Source organism: Sphingobium sp. RAC03 (assembly GCF_001713415.1).
Classification (GTDB): Bacteria; Pseudomonadota; Alphaproteobacteria; order Sphingomonadales; family Sphingomonadaceae; genus Sphingobium.
This window is the reverse complement of record NZ_CP016453.1, coordinates 833,340-850,835: the sequence shown is the minus strand read 5'-3', so window position 1 is coordinate 850,835 and position 17,496 is coordinate 833,340. Positions and strand designations below refer to the sequence as shown.

15 protein-coding genes are annotated in these 17,496 nt (G+C 62.8%); 9 read left to right on the top strand and 6 right to left on the bottom strand.

The window, feature by feature from the left end; genetic code table 11:
* Positions 1–42: 42 nt before the first annotated feature.
* From BSY17_RS03835 to BSY17_RS03805, 7 genes are read left to right on the top strand one after another with little or no spacing between them, the layout of a single operon-like run.
* Entirely contained in the window at positions 43–738 is a 696-nt protein-coding gene (locus BSY17_RS03835; protein WP_171899173.1) for an SDR family NAD(P)-dependent oxidoreductase, read from the top strand.
* Positions 739–751: 13 nt separating this feature from the next.
* Positions 752–1,513, top strand: a complete 762-nt coding sequence (locus BSY17_RS03830; RefSeq protein ID WP_069064391.1) for an SDR family NAD(P)-dependent oxidoreductase — start codon at positions 752–754, stop codon at positions 1,511–1,513.
* Between the two features lie 37 nt (positions 1,514–1,550).
* Complete coding sequence (locus BSY17_RS03825) at positions 1,551–2,882, top strand: aromatic ring-hydroxylating oxygenase subunit alpha (RefSeq protein ID WP_069064390.1); 1,332 nt, start codon at positions 1,551–1,553, stop codon at positions 2,880–2,882.
* 27 nt (positions 2,883–2,909) lie between these two features.
* Positions 2,910–3,881: a thiamine pyrophosphate-dependent dehydrogenase E1 component subunit alpha gene (locus BSY17_RS03820; protein WP_069064389.1), complete on the top strand. Its 972-nt coding sequence runs from the start codon at positions 2,910–2,912 to the stop codon at positions 3,879–3,881.
* A 14-nt stretch (positions 3,882–3,895) separates the two neighbouring features.
* Complete coding sequence (locus BSY17_RS03815) at positions 3,896–4,906, top strand: alpha-ketoacid dehydrogenase subunit beta (protein WP_069064388.1); 1,011 nt, start codon at positions 3,896–3,898, stop codon at positions 4,904–4,906.
* An 8-nt stretch (positions 4,907–4,914) separates the two neighbouring features.
* Positions 4,915–6,330, top strand: a complete 1,416-nt coding sequence (locus BSY17_RS03810) for a 2-oxo acid dehydrogenase subunit E2 (protein ID WP_335681248.1) — start codon at positions 4,915–4,917, stop codon at positions 6,328–6,330.
* A gap of 40 nt (positions 6,331–6,370) precedes the next feature.
* A complete protein-coding gene (locus BSY17_RS03805) occupies positions 6,371–7,531 on the top strand; it encodes an acyl-CoA dehydrogenase family protein (RefSeq protein ID WP_069064387.1) in 1,161 nt (386 codons plus the stop codon).
* Between the two features lie 15 nt (positions 7,532–7,546).
* Here the strand turns inward: BSY17_RS03805 and BSY17_RS03800 are convergent, their stop codons facing one another.
* From BSY17_RS03800 to BSY17_RS03790, 3 genes are read right to left on the bottom strand one after another with little or no spacing between them, the layout of a single operon-like run.
* The gene (locus BSY17_RS03800) at positions 7,547–8,044 is read right to left on the bottom strand and encodes a MaoC/PaaZ C-terminal domain-containing protein (protein WP_069064386.1); all 498 of its coding nucleotides are present in this window, start codon (positions 8,042–8,044) and stop codon (positions 7,547–7,549) included.
* A 14-nt stretch (positions 8,045–8,058) separates the two neighbouring features.
* Complete coding sequence (locus tag BSY17_RS03795; protein ID WP_083217007.1) at positions 8,059–9,003, bottom strand: acyl-CoA thioesterase; 945 nt, start codon at positions 9,001–9,003, stop codon at positions 8,059–8,061.
* A gap of 45 nt (positions 9,004–9,048) precedes the next feature.
* Complete coding sequence (locus tag BSY17_RS03790; protein ID WP_069064385.1) at positions 9,049–10,269, bottom strand: aromatic ring-hydroxylating oxygenase subunit alpha; 1,221 nt, start codon at positions 10,267–10,269, stop codon at positions 9,049–9,051.
* An 80-nt stretch (positions 10,270–10,349) separates the two neighbouring features.
* Between BSY17_RS03790 and BSY17_RS03785 the strand changes: the two genes are divergently transcribed.
* Positions 10,350–11,138, top strand: a complete 789-nt coding sequence (locus tag BSY17_RS03785) for a sugar phosphate isomerase/epimerase family protein (RefSeq protein ID WP_069064523.1) — start codon at positions 10,350–10,352, stop codon at positions 11,136–11,138.
* Here the strand turns inward: BSY17_RS03785 and BSY17_RS03780 are convergent.
* Positions 11,135–11,923: an SDR family NAD(P)-dependent oxidoreductase gene (locus BSY17_RS03780; protein WP_069064384.1), complete on the bottom strand. Its 789-nt coding sequence runs from the start codon at positions 11,921–11,923 to the stop codon at positions 11,135–11,137. The two genes, BSY17_RS03785 and BSY17_RS03780, sit on opposite strands and share 4 nt — an antisense overlap.
* Before the next feature lie 228 nt (positions 11,924–12,151).
* On the opposite strand from BSY17_RS03780, the gene BSY17_RS03775 reads away from it, so the two are divergent.
* A complete protein-coding gene (locus BSY17_RS03775) occupies positions 12,152–13,753 on the top strand; it encodes a class I adenylate-forming enzyme family protein (RefSeq protein ID WP_237236147.1) in 1,602 nt (533 codons plus the stop codon).
* A gap of 7 nt (positions 13,754–13,760) precedes the next feature.
* Here the strand turns inward: BSY17_RS03775 and BSY17_RS03770 are convergent, their stop codons facing one another.
* Positions 13,761–14,408 carry a response regulator gene (locus tag BSY17_RS03770; RefSeq protein ID WP_069064382.1) on the bottom strand — a complete coding sequence of 216 codons (648 nt, stop codon included), beginning with the start codon at positions 14,406–14,408 and terminating at the stop codon, positions 13,761–13,763.
* Between the two features lie 16 nt (positions 14,409–14,424).
* Positions 14,425–17,379, bottom strand: coding sequence for a sensor histidine kinase (locus BSY17_RS03765; RefSeq protein WP_069064381.1), 2,955 nt, complete (start codon positions 17,377–17,379; stop codon positions 14,425–14,427).
* Between the last annotated feature and the right edge of the window lie 117 nt (positions 17,380–17,496).

Here is a 17,496-nt window from a genome sequence, read left to right as displayed (position 1 = left end):
AAACGGACAGCCTTGATAATTGGCGCATCCAGCGTCGGAGGTTTGGGCGAAGCTGCGGCTCGCCGACTCGCGCAGGATGGATGTGCGATCATTTTGGCGGGGCGGGCGGTTGAACGGTTGGCGCCTCTGGCGCAGGCGCTCGATGCCGATGTGGTCGTGTGCGATATATTGGACGAAGACGCCATTGCTGCCCTTGCGAAACGCGCTGGCCCCGTGGACGTGCTGATCAACGCATCAGGCACCACGCTGGGGCGATCGATCCTGAAAACCACCCGCGCCGACATAGAGGCGCAGATGGCCATGCATGTCACGGCCAACATCCTGTTGCTCAAGCATTTCGGTGCCATCATGCCGCGCGGCGCGAGCATCATCCTCTTTTCATCGGTCGTCTCGCGCCTTGCGGGTCAAGGTCTGGTCGCTTACTCGGCGGCCAAGGCAGCGCTGGATCATGTCGTGCGGATTGCAGCGCTGGAATTCGGGCCGCTCGGCATCAGGGTCAATGCCGTTGCGCCAGGCTTTGCGCGCACGCCCATGACCGAAGCATTTTTGAGCAATGCGCGGCTGGATGCGTTGTACCGCCGCGAAACAGCGCTGGGCGAACTGACGCAGCCCGACCAAGTCGCTGCCGCCATATCCTATCTGGCGGCGATCGATTGTTACACGACCGGCGACATCATGCAGATCAGCGGCGGCGCACAATTATGCCGTCTGCCACGTATCGAAGAACTCAAGGCATAGCAGGGAGCGGAAGATGGACCTTGGATTACAGGGCAAGAAAGCCATTCTGGTCGGCGCCGCACGGGGCATCGGCATGGCGGTGGCGGAGATATTGGCGCGCGAAGGCTGCGATCTCGCGATTACCGCCCGGTCTGAGGATAGCGTCAAGGACGCGATCGCGTCGCTTGGCCGTTATGGCACCCGCGTCATCGGAAAGCCGGTGAACGTCAAGAAAGCCGACGATTATAAGAGTTGGCTGCAATGGGCGATCGAGGAACTGGGTGGGTGCGACATATTGATCCCCATCAGCTCGGCCGGCGGCGGCATGGGCAGCGAGAAATATTGGAACAATGCCTTCGAAGTCGATGTGATGGGACCGGTCCGTGCCGTGGAGGCGGTGATTCCGGTGATGACCGAGCAACAGTCCGGCTCTATCATCCTGATTGCCTCCACATCGACCGGCGAAGCCATGGGTGGTCCCCAGGCCTATAATGCGATGAAGGCCTCGCTCGTGACATGGGGCAAGCAGTTGGCACTGTTCCACGGCAAGGATGGCATTCGCGTCAATGTCGTGTCGCCTGGCCCGATCGAATTCGAAGGCGGCAATTGGGACATGATAAAGGGCACGATGGAGAAATTCTACAACAGCCAGTTGCGCCAACAACCCAGCGGCCGGTTGGGCACGCCGGAGGAAGTGGCCCGGTGCATCGTTTTCCTGGCCAGCCCGGCGGCCAGTTGGTGCAACGGATCGCATCTGGTGGTCGATGGCGGTTTTACCAACCGCACCCATTTCTAACCATCCATTCCGGGCTTCACGCCCAAGGAAAGCAGCAATGGACGTCAAACGCAAAGTCGATGTCATCCGGGTCAACCCGCAGGACTGGCCCAATGGGACGCCTACCCAAAAGGAGGAAGACCCGGATCTGGGCTATGATATCATTCCGGCCGAACGCTACACCAGCCGCGCATTCATGCAGCTGGAATGGGATCGGATCTGGACGAAGGTGTGGCTGCTGGGCGGGCGGTCCGGCGATATTGCGGAGCCTGGCGACTATATCTGCACCGAAATCGGCAAGGAATCCGTCCTGATCGTGCGGCAGCAGGATGGCTCCATCCGGTCGTTCCCCAATGTCTGCCTGCACCGCGGCAATAAGCTGCGACCCGAAGGGTTAGGCAATGCCGAGCATTTCCAGTGCATGTATCATCACTGGACCTATGATCTCGGCGGCGCGATCACGCGCATTCCTGATCTGGATACCTTTCCGCAAGGGTGCCCGCCTGGTGCGGCCCTGCCCAGCTACCCGTGCGCGGAATGGGAGGGATTCGTGTGGTTTTCGCTCAACCCCGAGGTCGAGCCGCTGGACGAATATCTTTCCCCGATGCAGCAGCATATCGCGCCCTATCATGCTGACCGGATGGCGTGGACGCGCGACATCACCGTCGAATGGGACTGCAATTGGAAAGCCAGCGTCGATGCGTTCAACGAAACCTATCATGTCCAGGGCATCCATCCGCAGCTCTTATGGTATCTGGACGATATCCATGTGCAGATCGACTGTTACGACAAGCATAACCGCTATCTGATCCCGTTCGCGACGGTCAGTCCTCGCGTCGCGCTGCCGTCACAAATCCCGCCAGCCATCCACGAGATCATGGTCAATGCGGGGATGGACCCGGCCGAATATGAAGGGCGCGTGAGCGACATCCGCCGCGATGTTCAGCTGTTCAAGCGAAAGCATGGTCCATCGCAGGGCAAGGATTATTCCGACCTCAACGACGATCAGCTGACCGACGATTATCATTACACCATCTTTCCCAATGTCTCGATGAACGTCCATGCCGACGACATCATGATGTTTCGTCAGCGCCCGCATGCGACCGACCCGGACAAGATGTATTATGATATCTGGATGTTCGAACTGGTGCCCGAAGGAGAACCCTGGCCCGAACGTCCCAAGCATAAATATTTCAAGCATGGCGACAAGTCGATCGGCCAGGTGCTGGACCAGGATGCCTTCAACCTGCCGACCGTTCAGAAAGGCATGCATTCCGACGCCTTCAAGGGTTTGTGGATCGGCGATCAGGAACTGCGCATCCGCCATTTTCACAGTGTGATCGACCGCTACGTCTATGGCCCCGATGGCAAGCGTCCGGGCGATGTCTGACATAGTGCGTCTTCAAGGAGTAGAGTGATGCAGCTTTCCAGGGACGACCTGCTGGGCGCCTATCGCCGGATGGTCACGATCCGCAGCTTCGAGGAGCGGCTGCACGAAGAGATCAAGACCGGCGAGATCTTAGGCTTCACCCATCTCTACTGCGGTCAGGAAGCGGCGGCTGTGGGCGTGTGCGACCATTTGACCAATGAAGATCTGATCGTGTCGACCCATCGCGGCCATGGCCATTGCATCGCCAAGGGATGCGATGTGAAGGGCATGATGAAGGAGATTTACGGCAAGCGTGACGGCCTATGCAAAGGGCGTGGCGGGTCCATGCATATTGCGGACCTCTCGGTCGGGATGCTGGGCGCAAACGGCATCGTGGGTGCGGGCGCGCCGCAGGCGGTGGGCGCAGCGATCGCGGCGAAGCTGGACGGCAACGGGCGCGTAGCCATCGCCTTTTCCGGCGACGGCGCATGCAATCAGGGCACGACCTTCGAAGCCATGAACATGGCCGTCGTGGTCAAGGCACCGGCGATCTTCGTCTTTGAAAATAATCATTATTCCGAACATACCGGCGTCGATTATGCGGTCGGTACGAACAAGGATATTGCCAGCCGCGCCGAGGCGTTCGGCATGCGGGCCTGGCGTGCAGACGGGTGCGATTATTTCGACACCTATGAAGTCATGCGCGAATTGCTGGACTATGTTCGCGCGGGGAACGGCCCGGCGGCGATCGAACTCGATACCGAACGCTTTTACGGCCATTTCGAAGGCGACCCGCAACGCTATCGGGGGCCGGGCGAAATCGATCGCATTCGCGAGACACGCGATTGCCTCAAATCGTTTCGCGCGCGTGTGGGCGAAGCGAAGCTGATCGACATGGCGCAACTGGACGCGATCGACGCGGAAGTCGCGCAACTGATCGACGAGGCGACGGCAGAGGCCCGCGCGGCCGAGGTGCCCGACCCGGCGAGTGTCGCCGAAGATGTCTACGTCACATATTGAAGGGAAGCGGACACATGGCCATCATGAATATCCGCGAGGCGATCAGCAGTACGCTGATGTCCGAAATGGAGCGGGATTCCAGCATCATCGTGCTGGGTGAGGATGTCGTTGGCGGCGCGGGAACGGCCGGCGGTCAGGAAGCGATCGGCGGCATATGGGGCACGACCCCCGGCCTCTTTGCCAAATTCGGTGCCAATCGCGTGATCGACACGCCGATTTCGGAAAGCGCGATCATCGGCGCGGCGGCGGGCGCGGCGCTGGCCGGGAAACGCCCTGTCGCCGAATTGATGTTCGCCGATTTCGTCGGCGTCAGCCTGGACCAGCTATGGAACCAGATGGCGAAGTTTCGCTATATGTTCGGGGGCAAGACCAAATGCCCGGCCGTCGTGCGGCTGATCTACGGCGCGGGCATGAACACAGCGGCGCAGCATAGCCAGTCGGTCTATGCCATGTTGACCGCCATGCCGGGGCTGAAGGTTGTGCTGCCCACAACGCCGGCCGATGCCAAGGGGCTGCTGACCGAAGCCTTGCGCGGCGACGATCCGGTGATGTTCTTCGAACATAAGACGCTCTACGGCGTGAAGGGCGAAGTGCCCGACGGCGATTATCGCCAACCATTCGGCCAGGCGCGGATGGTGCGGGAGGGCGGCGACGTGACGGTCGTCGCCTGTGGCCGGATGGTCGGCTTTGGCGAGAAAGCGGCGGACAAACTGGCCAAGGACGGCATCGGCGTCGACCTCATCGACCTGCGCACCACCAGTCCGCTGGACGAGGAAGCGATATTGGACTCGGTGGAAACGACCGGACGGCTGGTGGTCGTGGACGAAAGCCCGCCAAGATGCAGCCTCGCCGCAGACATTTCCGCGATCGTAGCGTCCAAGGCCTTTACCAGCCTGCGCGCGCCACCGGTCATGGTCACCGGGCCGCATTCGCCCATCCCCTTTGCCCGCGAGCTGGAGCGGGCCTGGGTGCCTTCCCCCCAGAAGATCGAGGATGCAGTCCGCTCCGTCCTCGCTTTCCGATAAAGGGTAGGATGATGGCGATACTCAAGCCCTTCACCATGCCCAAATGGGGCATCGAAATGAGCGAAGGCACCATTGCCGAATGGATGGTCGCGGAAAATGCGCCGTTCGAACGGGGTACGACGCTGACGCTGATCGAAACCGACAAGATCACCAACGAGGTCGAGGCGGAGGCGCCCGGACGGTTCGTGCGGATCATCGCAAAGGCTGGGGAAACCTGTCCGGTCGGCGCGTTGCTGGCGGTCTTGAGCGATGGCGGCGAAGCGAGCGAGGCGGAGATCGACGCCGTCATCGCCGCCTTCAGGCCGGTCGATTCGAGTTTTGACGTGGCGGGCGAAGAGGCTGCTGCGCCCGTCATGGTGGCAGAGCCAACCAAGCCGGTCGCGATCCCCATTCCCGACAATCTGGCGATCAGCCCGTCAGCCCGTCAGAAGGTACTGGAGTCCGGCATTGATGTGGCGGCCATCGCCGGGTCTGGCCGGGGTGGGCGGATCACGGCGCAGGATGTGGATCAGGCCACACGCCCGGCACCATCGACCAGCCTGGCCGGCTCCTATCCGATGTCGCCCGACACCGGAGCCTTCGCTTCGCCCATGGCGCGGCGATTGTCGGCCATCCACAATGTCTCGCTCGACGGGATCGAAGGGTCGGGCCCGCGAGGACGCATATGCAAGGCCGACGTACTGGCGAAGGCCGCGCGCGAGATAAAAGCCGATACGCCTGTCGAAGTCGCCGCGCCAGATCCATCAGCCCCGGAAAGCGATGGCATGACGATAACGCCCATGTCGTCCATGCGCCGCACCATCGCCCGCAGGTTGACCGAGGCGAAGGCAACCATCCCGCATTTTTACGTCCGGCGACGGGTGCGTGCCGACCGGCTGCTGGCGCTGCGCGCGGCAGTGACGGGGCCAAAACCCAGCGTGAACGACTATCTGATCAAGGCCTGCGCATTGGCCTTGATGGAGGTGCCGCGCATGAACATCCAGGTGCATGGTACGGACATATATATGTTCGATGCCGCCGATATTGCGGTGGCCGTGGCGACGGACAAAGGCCTGGTGACGCCCATCGTCACCCATGCCGATGACCGCAGCGTGGCGAACATATCCACCACCATGGCCGCCCTGGCGCAACGGGCGAAGGCCGGAAAGCTGAAGCCTCATGAATTTAACGGCGGCAGCTTTTCCCTGTCCAACCTCGGCGGTTTCGGGGTCGAGCAGTTCGACGCCATCATCAATCCGCCGCAGGGCGCGATCCTGGCCGTGGGCACGGCGCGGCCCGAACCCATTGACGACGACGGTGCCTTGCGGATCGTCCCGGTGTTCCATCTGTCCCTATCGTGCGATCATCGCGCGATCGACGGCGCGGACGGCGGGCGGTTCATGGCTGCGCTCGCCAATCTGATCGAACATCCTGAACTGCTTTAACCATCGAGCGGGCGCAGCGACGCCGCCAAGGGAGGATAGCTTGAACTTTACATTGTCACCCGACCAGATCGAATTGCAGTCGGCCGCGCGCGATTTCGCCCGCGCCGAATTGCCCGGCATCGCGGCGGAACTGGAGCGGGACAACCGCCCGCCTAGCCATGACCTCATCAAGCGCTTTGCCGAAATGGGCTTTCTGGGCATCAATGTGTCATCCGACCTTGGCGGGCTGGGCCTTGGCAATATCGAAGCGCTGATCGTGCTGGAGGAATTTGCCAAGATTTCCTCGGCGGTCGCCTTTCCCATTTTTGAATCGTCGGTCGGCCCAGTGCGCGCCATCGAATATTTCGGCAGCGACAGCCTCAAGCGTCGGGTCGTCCCGGCCGTGTGCGCCGGCGAGATGGTGGTGGCGGTGTCGATGTCGGAGCCCGACGCAGGCAGCGCGCTGACCGACCTGAAAACCAAGGGCGTCGTCAAAGGCGACCGGGTCGTCATCAACGGCACCAAGCGATGGTGTTCGGGCGGCGGTCATGCCGACGCCTATGTCGTCTATTGCCGTTTGTCGGACGATCCGGGGGCCAAGGCGATTGGCGCGGTGCTGGTGGAAATGGACCGACCGGGGTTGAGCTTTGGTCCCAACGAACAATTGATGGGCTTTCGCGGGGTGCCATCGTCGGACCTTAATTTCGACGATTGCGAAGTGCCGGTCGAAAATATCATCGTGCCCGCCGGGGGCTTCAAGCAATTGATGGAAGCGTTCGATCTGGAACGGTGCGGCAATGCGACGATGGCGCTGGGCCAGGCCTCCGGTGCGATCGAGGATGTGTCCGCCTATGTTCAGGAGCGCAAACAGTTCGGCAAACCCATCGTGGAGTTTCAGGCGGTCCAGTTGAAGCTCGCCGAAATGTATATGAAGTGCGAGGCGGCGCGCCTGCTGATCTGGCGTGCGGCGGCCAATGCGCAGGATGGCCTGCCTTCCATCCTGCATAGTTCGACGGGCAAATGCTTTGCCAACACCATCGCGCGCGAGGTGACCGGCGACGCCATGCAGTTGATGGGTGCCTATGGCTATTCCAAGGATTTCCCGATGGAACGCCGTTTGCGCGACAGTTGGGGCTGGGGCATTGCAGGCGGCGCGATCGACATTCAGAAGGTCAATATCGCCGGCGCCATGCTGGGCCGCCGGTTCGACCAGCGACGCTGAAGACGGGGCAGGGGGTCAGCCAGCTTGACGCTGCGCTACCCCTTCGCGGGTGTAGACTAAGTTGATGCTGGTGAAGGTCACCGCTTCCTCTTCAGATCCGACTAATACGGCATAGCGGGTCAGCGCTGTGCCCCGGTCGGCGCGCGTGGTCGATGGGCGCAGGTCGATGATCTCTGACGTGACATGGATGATGTCGCCTGCGCGGATGGCGCGTTTCAGGCGCAATTCGTCCCAGCCAACACCGCAGACGAAATCAATGTCGCTGTTGATCTCATGATCGAGTTGCCGCCACATCGCCAGCACGTGAATGCCGCTTGCCACCAGTTCGCCGAACACCGACTGTTTGGCCATGTCGGCATCGCTGTGGAACCATTGCGGGTCATAGGCACGGGCAAAGGCCAAAATGGCGTCCTGCGTCACCAGCATGTCGCGCGACTGACGGCGTTCGCCGACCACCAGATCCTCGAATGTGCGATGGGGCCGCGCTGGTACGAAGGTCGTCGGTTCGGACATGGATAGCCTTTGTGTCAGATCATATCGAGGCGCGGCGTGGGCAGCAGGCGGATCAACCCTTCCTGCGCCACGGTGGCGATCAGTCGCCCGTCGGCGGTAAACATCTTGCCATGCCCGACAGACCGCGCATTCCCCGAAAAGGGGCTTTCGACGGCATATAGCAGCCATTCGTCGACGCGGAACGCCGGGTCATGAAACCAGAGGGCATGGTCGAGGCTCGCGGTTTGCAGATGGTCGTCGGCCCAATTCACCCCCAACGGTGCAAGCCCGGCATGCAGGATGTGCAGGTCCGACGCATAGGCGAGAAAGCGTTGATGTTCGTCCAGGTCGTCGCCCAGCGGGGCCTTGAGCTTTACCCAAAATTGCCGATGCGAGGATTCGATCGGCACCGTGCCCAAGCGAAAGGGTTGAACCGGGCGCCACTCGAACAAGGCTTCTCGCCGCCAGAAGGGCCAGTGTCGACGCGGCAGAGCGTCGCCAAAGGACGCGATATGATCAGCCAGCGAAGGCAGGTCGTCGGGCGGCGGCACGTCGGGCATCGCGACATGCTGGCGCGGTCCTTCCTCGCGATCATGGAGCGAGGCTGACAGGCTGAGGATCAGCTTGCCATCCTGTTCCACCGCGACGCGCCGCGCCGAAAAGCTGCGTCCGTCACGGTCACGAGTCACTATGATGTCGATCGGGCGGTGAATGTCGCCGGGGCGCACGAAATAAGCGTGGCAGCTATGCACCGCGCGTCCGGCGGGCGCGGTGCGTTGAACCGCTGCCAACGCCTGCGCCACCACCTGTCCGCCATAGAGGCGCAGCAGGTTGCTGGGGAAAGGCGTCGTGCGGAAATGGTCGGGCCGCACCTCGTCAAAGGCGAACAGCAGCGCCCGTTCGCTCGCCGCACTTTCCTGATCGTCACGCCGTGCCCCGTTCAGGGCGTCGCCCTGCGTCCTTATGTCGCTATCTGCCATGCCTCACCATGGCAGCGATCGGACGATATCGCGAGGGCGAAAATCTCATTCCCGAACGACGCAATCATGCAGCACCTGCTCGACCCGCGCCTCCGGCGGTACTTGGTTCAAACCGATGCGACGGTCCAGTTCCTCATGCCAATGATAGATGCGCCGTTCCTGATAGTTGAGCGGCATGCCACGAAAGCCTTTGCTCTCCAGCGATTCCTGGATCTGCGGTGCGAATTGCAGATCTTCGTATAGGATGCGTTCCCAATTGTTGATCCGCGTTTCCCACAACGGGCTGGGATTTTCGGGATCATGATCCGGCGCGATCCAACTCGACACGACCCGGCATGTCGTGTCCGACGTGGGCCAGAATTGCAGCAGCGGAATGCCGCTGTCGGAGGCGGGCATCACGAAATTGGGATAGATATGGTAGCTGACATTATTGTTGGCGGGGACTTCGGTCACCGAAGGTATCTTCGGCATCCCGATGGTGCCGGGGTCGCGCCAGTCTGGGCGGCGGTTGGGGGTCAGCATCCGGCTATGGCCATTGGGCCAGAGCGTCACGAACATGCCGCGATGATCGAGGAAGCGATCCACCGTATTCTGGTGAATGGATTTGAGGTGATAGACTTCCAAAAAGGCGTCGAGCAGGATTTTGACGTTGCAGCCGACGTCATAGCTGCGCGAATCCACCCAGCGCAGCGAGTCGAGCGCATATTGGTCAAGTTCGCCCGCCATCGGGCCTAGATGGTCCATCAGCGGTTGCGCCTCGGCATCCTCGTTGACGAAGATGAGGTTGCCCAGCCGTTCGCACCGCACCGGGACAAGCGAGCGGCAGGCAAAGTCGAGGTCGACGAAATCGCGCTTGTCGCGGACCGCCGTCAGCTTGCCCTCCAGCGTGTAGCTCCACCCATGATAGCCACATACAAAGCCGCGTGATTCGCCCGCATCGGCGGTGACCAGCGGCGCGCCGCGATGCTGGCAAGTATTGTAGAAGGCCTGCACCTCGCCACTCAGGTCACGCACGATCAGGATGGGCGAACCGGTGTTGCGGGTCAGGAACCAACTACCCGGATTGGGCAACTGATCGGTATGTCCCGCAAACAGCCACGCACGGTTCCACATGCGCTCGCGTTCCAGCGTCAGGAAATCCTTGTCGACATAACGCCCGCCGGGAATATCGGGCAAATGCGGGAAATCTTCGGGCGGCGCCTTGCGTCCGCGTTCGAATTCCATCGTGTCGGCAACCTTGGCCGTGGCGAGGGCATTGAGTTCCATGATCACGCTCCTGATTGACTTGCCCTATCACAATCCAGCATAAAAACAATCATGAATGATTTTTATATTGGATGTTGAAGATGGAAAATCGGCTCTTGTCGCTGCACCACCTGACCGCGCTCGACGTGACGCCGGTGGAATGGATCGCGATCGCGGGCCGCCTTGGCTGTGACTATGTGACCCTGTTCAGCCATGTGCCGGAACAGGCGCGCCATATATATCCGGTGGTGAAGGCCGATGATGTCGCTTTGGTGCGCGATGCGCTGGCGCGGGCGAATGTGGCAGTGTGTAATCTGGAAGTGTTTCCGCTCGACCAGGACGGGGATCTGGACCGCTTTGCCGACGGCTTGCGAACCGGTGCAGCGATCGGTGCGACGCGCGCCACGGCGCATTTGCATGATATGGCGGACGAGGCGCAGGGGATGGCGCGCTTTGCTGCCTTTTGCGCGATGGCGGCCGACCATGGCATTGTCGCTGGCCTGGAATTCAACGGATTTTCGGCCGTGCGCGATATCGAATCGGCCGCGCGGATCGTGCGTGGCGCGCAATCCGGCACACTGGTCCTCGACGTGCTGCACCTGATGCGCAATGGCGGCGATGCTGCGGCCGTGGCGCGGCATGCCGACCTGATCACCTATGCGCAACTCTGCGACGGTCCCCTGGACATCGCGCCCGACGCAACCTGGCATGAAGCGGTACGGGAACGGGGATTGCCGGGGGCAGGCGCGTTTCCGCTCGGTGCGATCAAGGCCGCGCTCCACCCCCATGCCATCATCGAAGCCGAAGTCCCGCAAACCGCAGCGCGCAAGGCGGGCGTCCCCGCCGAGGAGCGCGCGCGCAACGCGATAGCCGGGATATTGCGCCTTTAACCAACGCGGGCTGCCCGAACCGCGGCCCCGATTTCCGCATTGGTCGGATTGCGACGCAGCGTCAGCCCGCCATTCACCTGAAGCACTTGTCCGGTCATGAAGCAGGCATCGGACGATAGCCAAACCGCCGCCTCTGCTATGTCCTCGCTCGTGCCGACGCGGCCCAGCGGATATTCGCGGGTAAACGTGTCGATGATCGCCTGATTCCGGACGGCGCGGGCCGTCATCGGTGTTGCGGTGAAGCCCGGAGCGATCGAGTTGGCGCGGATGCCGCGCTGACCAAATTCATTGGCGATGCATCGGATGACATGGTCGGTCCCTGCCTTCGTGCCCATATAGGCGGCGTGATCTTCCAGCATGATCGACGCGGTGGCGGATGATATCTGGATCAGCGACCCGCCGTCGCGCATCCCCCGCAACATGGCCTGGTAGAACAGGATCGCGCCGGTGAACTGCAGGGCGGTGATCTTCTCGATGTCGGCCTTGGTCGTATCCAGAAAGGGTTTCAGCAGCCCCCATCCGGTCGCATTCAGCGCGATATCGATGCCGCCCAGTTGCGCCGTCGCAACATCGGCCAAGGCGGCGAGATCGGCTTCATTGGTGATGTCGCACGCAACGGCGATGCCGTCCAATTCCTGGGCCAGTTCCGCAAGCGCCTCTGCGTCGCGTCCTGCCACCACTACCCTTGCGCCTTCGGCCGCAAAGCGCCGCGCGATGACTTGACCCATATTGTCTGGACCCGCTGCGCCGATGACGACCGCGACCTTGCCTGCCAATTGTCCCATAACCCTCTCCTCTTATGCGGCGATGATAGCCCGTTCGCTTTCATCGCCAAATAAAAAAGACATGATAGATTGTTTTTATTTATCCACCTGACTACACTTTCCCCAAGGCGGAGAACCGCCAGCGAAAGAACCGCGCCCGATCCTCGATTGAGAGCGCAATCGCACAGTGGAATGTGAATTTCCGGGAGAGTGATGGTGGCCCAAGAACCGATTTATACGATGGGGGCGATGTTGCGGGCCACGGCCGGGCGCGTGCCCGATGCCGATGCCCTGATATTTCCCGATCGCAAGCTGAGTTACGCCGCGCTCCAGGCGTCGGCACGCGCATGGGCCAAAAGCTTCATCGCCATGGGCGTGCAGCCTGGCCAGAATATCGGCATATTGCTGACCACACGGCCCGATTTCGTCGAGATATTCTATGGCATCGTCATGATTGGCGCGGTCGCGGTGCCGGTCAACGCCCGCTATCAGGCGTCGGAACTGAGCTTCCTGTTGAAGGATGCCGATCTCGTAGCGCTGGTCACAACCGGAAAAGTCGCCGACAATCTCGATTTCGGGCAAAGACTGGTCGCGGCGCTCCCCACCTTGACGCAGGCGCAGGACGCAGCGGCTCTGGCGCTGGACGAAGCGCCGATGCTGCGCACGATCATCTGCCTCGACCCGCCCTGCGCGCCTTATCTGATGAGCGGTAGCCAGGCGCTGGCGCTTGGTGCCGATGTCCCCGAACAAGCGGTCGATGATGCGATCGACGCGGTCGACGCCGATGATGTGGCGATGATTCTCTATACATCGGGCACGACCGCCACGCCCAAGGGCGCGATGATTGCCCACCGGGCGCAGGTCGGCAACAGCCGCAATCTGGGCAAACGCTATCAGGTCACCGGGCGGGACAAAGTGTGGTCGCCGCTCCCCATATTCCACATCGCAGGCATTCTGCCGATGACGATGATCCTCGATCTGGGCGGCGCCTATATGACCGTGCCCTATTTCGACGCGGGCGTAGCGCTCGAAATGCTGGGCCGGGAAAAGGCGACGATCGCCTATCCAAGCTTCGTCACGATCATGCAGGATCTGATAACTCATCCGACATTCGGGGACACCGACCTGTCGAGCCTGCGGATCATGAATTCCAATTTCGCGGTGCAGCCCGCCTGGATCAAGGATGCGGTGACCGCGGCGATGCCGCACACGATCCAAGTCGGCACCTACGGCCTGACCGAAGGCGCCGGGACGGTTTCGACCAGCAGGCTGGACAATAGTTTCGAACAGCGCACCGGCCGATGCGGCGAAGTGCTGGACGAATGGGAAATGCGCATCGTCGATGTCGAAAGCGGGCGGGATTGCGCGCCGGGCGAGCATGGCGAAATCGTGATACGAGGTCCCAACATGCTCAAAGGCTATTACAACGCGCCGGAAAAGACGGCGGAAGTCATCCGCGATGGCTGGTTCCACACCGGCGATATCGGGTCGATGGATGCCGATGGGCAGGTGATGTTCCGCGGCCGGACCAAGGATATGCTGAAGGTCGGCGGCGAAAATGTCGCGGCGGCGGAAATCGAGGCGATGCTGCAAAGCCACCCGGCGGTGAAGCTGGCGCAGGTCGTGGGCATACCCGACGACCGCTATAGCGAAGTGCCCGCCGCCTTCGTCGAACTGGTCGATGGCAGCCAGACGACCACGCAGGAATTGATCGATCATTGCAAGGGCAAGGTGGCGAGTTTCAAGGTGCCGCGCCATGTCCGCATCGTCGATCAATGGCCGATGTCGACGTCCAAGATTCAGAAATTCCGCCTGCAAAAGGCGCTTGTCGCGGAACTGGGTTTGGCATGAAGCTCGATCAGCTGAAATAGCCCCGGCGCACGGCGACCGTCACCGCATGGGTGCGGTCGTCCACGCCCAGCTTCTCGAATATCGATTTGAGGTGCGACTTGACGGTCTCGATCGAGACCGACAATTGCCAGGCGATCTGCTTGTTCGGCTGTCCTTCGGCAACCAGGCGCAGGACATCGACTTCGCGGTTGGTCAACCGATCCTGCGGGTCGTGCAGCGCCAGCTGTTGCGCAACTGCGGGTGAAATGACGCGGCGGTGCGCATGCACGGCGCGCACCGTATCGACCAGTTCCTTGCGCAGGCAGGATTTGAGCAGATAGCCCGCCGCGCCCGCCTGCAGCGCGCGATGCGCCTGCACGTCGCCCGGATAGGTGGTCAGGATGAGGACGGTGGCATCGGCCCGCGCGGCGCGGATCGCCTGCAGCGCCTCTATGCCATCCATCTGGGGCATCTGAATGTCCATCAGCACGACATCGGGGCGAAGATCGCGGAACAGGGCCAATGCTTCGACCCCGTCTTCGGCCTCGCCGACGATGACCATGTCGTCCTGCCTGGCCAGCGTGGCGCAAATCCCTTCGCGCACCATCGGGTGATCATCGACGACCAGCAGACGGATCGGCCTGTCGCGCTCGGATGGGTCGTTCACACCGCTCATGCCTGCCCACCTGCCGCTATCGCTTTCTGCTGCTGCCATATACCATGGCGGCGGGCACTGTCACGGTCACTTCGGTTCCGCCCTCGCGCCGTCTTTCGATGCGAAAATGGCCGCCGATCCGGGCGGCCCGTTCGCGCATGCCCGCTATGCCGAAATGGCCCTGCCGTCCCTCCTTGGCCATATGGGGCGGGATGCCGATGCCATCGTCGGTGATGCGCAAGGTCAGGCCGGTGCTGCGATACTGGATTTCGGCGACCATCGCGGAGGCATGGGCATGGCGCGCCGCGTTGAACAGGACTTCGGCCGCGATGCTGGCGAGTTCGTCCCAGGCCACGGCATCGATCGGCCGGACCGTGCCGGAAGAGCGTATCGTGATCGCGATCGCCGTCCCCGCCAATTGATGCCCGGCAATCTCGCGCAGCGCCGCTTCGGGATCTTCCAGGCCCTCCGTCCGGCGCAGGTCGCTCAGCCGGTCCCGCCCTTCGGCGATCACATCATCGGCGCGGTCCATCGCTTCCTCCAGTGCCCCGCGCGCCGGATGCCCCGCAGGCAGGCCATCGGCCGCGAGTTGAAAGCGCAGCATCAGCGCCTGGATCGATTGCAACAGCGTATCGTGGATATCGCGCGCGACCCGCTCCCGCTCGCGCAGCCGGTCGAGCAGGCGCGAGCGGATTTCGCGCGCCAGAAAGCGCAGCCGGATGCGATAGGCCACCCACAGCAAAGCGAGGCCCAGCGCCATGCAGAGCAGCTTGAAGGTCCAGCTTTGCAGGAAGGTCGGTGGAATAGTGATCGCAAGTGTCTGGCCACGGCGGTTCCAGACGCCATCGGCACTGACCGCGATCACCTGGAACCGGTAGCGACCCGGTCCCAAATTGGTATAGGTCGCCTCGCGCCGTCCGCCCGCCGCCGTCCACCCGCCGCTCTGACCTTCGAGGCGATAAAAGGCCCGGTTGCGGCTGGGCACGGCGAGGCTGTTGACCGCAAAGCCGATCCGAACCGTGTGCGTGCCCGCTGGCAGCGTCAGACTGGCCGGTGGATCGCGCCGGACCAGCGATCCGGCTGTAATGCTGCGGATGCTGACCGGTGGCGACAGCGTACTGCGGACCGCATCGGCCGGATCGACCAGAAGCGGGCCAGCGCGAGTCGCGAAGATAAGGCGGCCATCGCCGGTCGCGGCAACCTGCGGCGTGCGGAAGCTGATCGCCTGGCCGCGCGTCGCATAGCCATCATGGCTGTCGAACAGACGATGGGGAAGGGCGGTCGTGGGCGCCGCAAAGCCCCGTGCCAGATCGCGGACAGCGACCCGGACAATGCCTAGGCGTACCAGGAACCAGGCGGCACCGTCCCTGCCCAGCGCCATGCCGCGCACGCCGACGAGCCAGGGATTGTTCGTCGCCTCGATCCGCTGCACCCGGCCACCGGCAATGCGCGCTATGCCCTTTGCGCCACTGGCATAGACGCCATCCTCGCTTGTCCACAGGGCGGCGAGCGCGCCGATGGCGAGCGGCGGGCCAGGCACGCCGCGGCTGGTGACGGCATCGAGCTTCAGCAGGTCGGCATGGCCTGTATTGACCAGCACCCCGTTGCCATCGGGATCGGCGACGATGTCCAGCGCGCCGCCACCCTGAAGATCAGCGGCGGCCCGCTGCCAGCGTGCCTTCGTGCCGACCCAGATCGTGCCCGCGCCATCGATCCACAGCCGTCCGCGCCGGTCCTGCGCGCAACTGGTCGGGGCTACGGGGTCGGGTGGCAGGGCGAAGCTGGTCGTCAATGAGCCGGTGGCATCATATCGTGTCATCGACCCGCCATGGGCGATCCATATGCCGCCGTCGGAAGCCGGGCAGAGCGTTGCGATGCGACCCAGGCCATCGGCGATGCGCCGCGCGGGGCCGACGGGTGCGAGGGCATAAAGAGTGTGGCTTCCCGCGACGAAGACCGTGCCGTCGCTGGCGCGGGCCAGTTTCAGGCCGTCCTGCACATCGGGCGGGATAGCTGACAGCCGGGCTATGGCGGCGGGTCGATAGCGATCCAGCCCGACATCGGTCGCGACCCAGATGCTCCCTTCGCGATCGGTGAAGGCATCGATCGTGGCATCGGATGAGAGCATGCGGCCGACTTCCAGCCGCTCGACACCCGTGCCCGTCGCCGGATCGAGCCGGAACAGCCCCACACCGCGCGTCGTGCCCCAGATGCCGCCGCGCCGGTCGAAGGCCAGGGTAGGGACGGCGGCGCCCGCGACCGGCGGAAACAGGCGCGGGCGAATGGGCGGCGCGCCTTTGGCATCGCGTATCATGCGGGTGGCATTGCGATCCGAAATCCACAGCGCGCCGTCGGGCGCGCGGGCGAGCATGGTAAAGCCTATGCGGTCGGCCTCTGTCTGGAATCGGGCGGCACCGGGCGACAGCCGGGCGAGCGTGCCATCCGCGCGACTGTTGCCCAGCGTCACCCAAAGGCTGCCATCCGCTGTCGAGGCCATCGCCGCAATCTCGCCCGGCGGCAGGTTCAAGCGCCGATCCATGACCTGCCAATTATCATTACGATACCGAAACAACCTGTCTCCCTGGCCGCCCCAGGACGCCCAAAGGGCACCGTCGGCGGTCTGGGTGAATTTCAGGATGGAGGGCGGGGGAGACGGCATGGACAAGGCGTGCAAGCGACCGGCGCGATAGACGGCTGCGCCAGCATTCTGATTGAAGCCCACCCATAAGCGGCCATCCCGATCGGCAAAGACAGAGGTCGGGATCGCGTTGGCGAAACGCGCCTCGCGCGGGGCCGGTATGGATTCAAAGCTCAACCCATCGAAGCGGAAGACGCCCTCGGCCGACGCGATCCACAGATAGCCGTCGGGCGTCTGGGCGATGCCGACGACATTGCTGGGCGCGCCTTGTTCGGGCGTCCAGCTGCTATGCTTGAATCCCTCGATGCCCGTGGCGGCGAGTGGCGTCGCGACCAGCGCTGCCGCAATCAGCAAGCATGACCTGATATGGCGCAAAGATAGTCCCCCGGGTGCGCTTTGCCGCAACCTATCGAATGGGGTCGGGCGTGGCCATAGCGCGCGCTCCCCCAAATGGGGGAGCCGCCTCTCCCC

What these genes read in the sequence shown, in the direction of transcription:
- BSY17_RS03825 (WP_069064390.1), top strand. Translation starts at nt 1,551, where the DNA reads ATGGACGTCAAACGCAAAGTCGATGTCATCCGGGTCAACCCGCAGGAC.
- BSY17_RS03785 (WP_069064523.1), top strand. Translation starts at nt 10,350, where the DNA reads ATGGAAAATCGGCTCTTGTCGCTGCACCACCTGACCGCGCTCGACGTG.
- BSY17_RS03830 (WP_069064391.1), top strand. Translation starts at nt 752, where the DNA reads ATGGACCTTGGATTACAGGGCAAGAAAGCCATTCTGGTCGGCGCCGCA.
- BSY17_RS03775 (WP_237236147.1), top strand. Translation starts at nt 12,152, where the DNA reads ATGTTGCGGGCCACGGCCGGGCGCGTGCCCGATGCCGATGCCCTGATA.
- BSY17_RS03815 (WP_069064388.1), top strand. Translation starts at nt 3,896, where the DNA reads ATGGCCATCATGAATATCCGCGAGGCGATCAGCAGTACGCTGATGTCC.
- BSY17_RS03820 (WP_069064389.1), top strand. Translation starts at nt 2,910, where the DNA reads ATGCAGCTTTCCAGGGACGACCTGCTGGGCGCCTATCGCCGGATGGTC.
- BSY17_RS03780 (WP_069064384.1), bottom strand. Translation starts at nt 11,923, where the DNA reads ATGGGACAATTGGCAGGCAAGGTCGCGGTCGTCATCGGCGCAGCGGGT.
- BSY17_RS03795 (WP_083217007.1), bottom strand. Translation starts at nt 9,003, where the DNA reads ATGGCAGATAGCGACATAAGGACGCAGGGCGACGCCCTGAACGGGGCA.
- BSY17_RS03770 (WP_069064382.1), bottom strand. Translation starts at nt 14,408, where the DNA reads ATGAGCGGTGTGAACGACCCATCCGAGCGCGACAGGCCGATCCGTCTG.
- BSY17_RS03800 (WP_069064386.1), bottom strand. Translation starts at nt 8,044, where the DNA reads ATGTCCGAACCGACGACCTTCGTACCAGCGCGGCCCCATCGCACATTC.
- BSY17_RS03790 (WP_069064385.1), bottom strand. Translation starts at nt 10,269, where the DNA reads ATGGAACTCAATGCCCTCGCCACGGCCAAGGTTGCCGACACGATGGAA.
- BSY17_RS03810 (WP_335681248.1), top strand. Translation starts at nt 4,915, where the DNA reads ATGATGGCGATACTCAAGCCCTTCACCATGCCCAAATGGGGCATCGAA.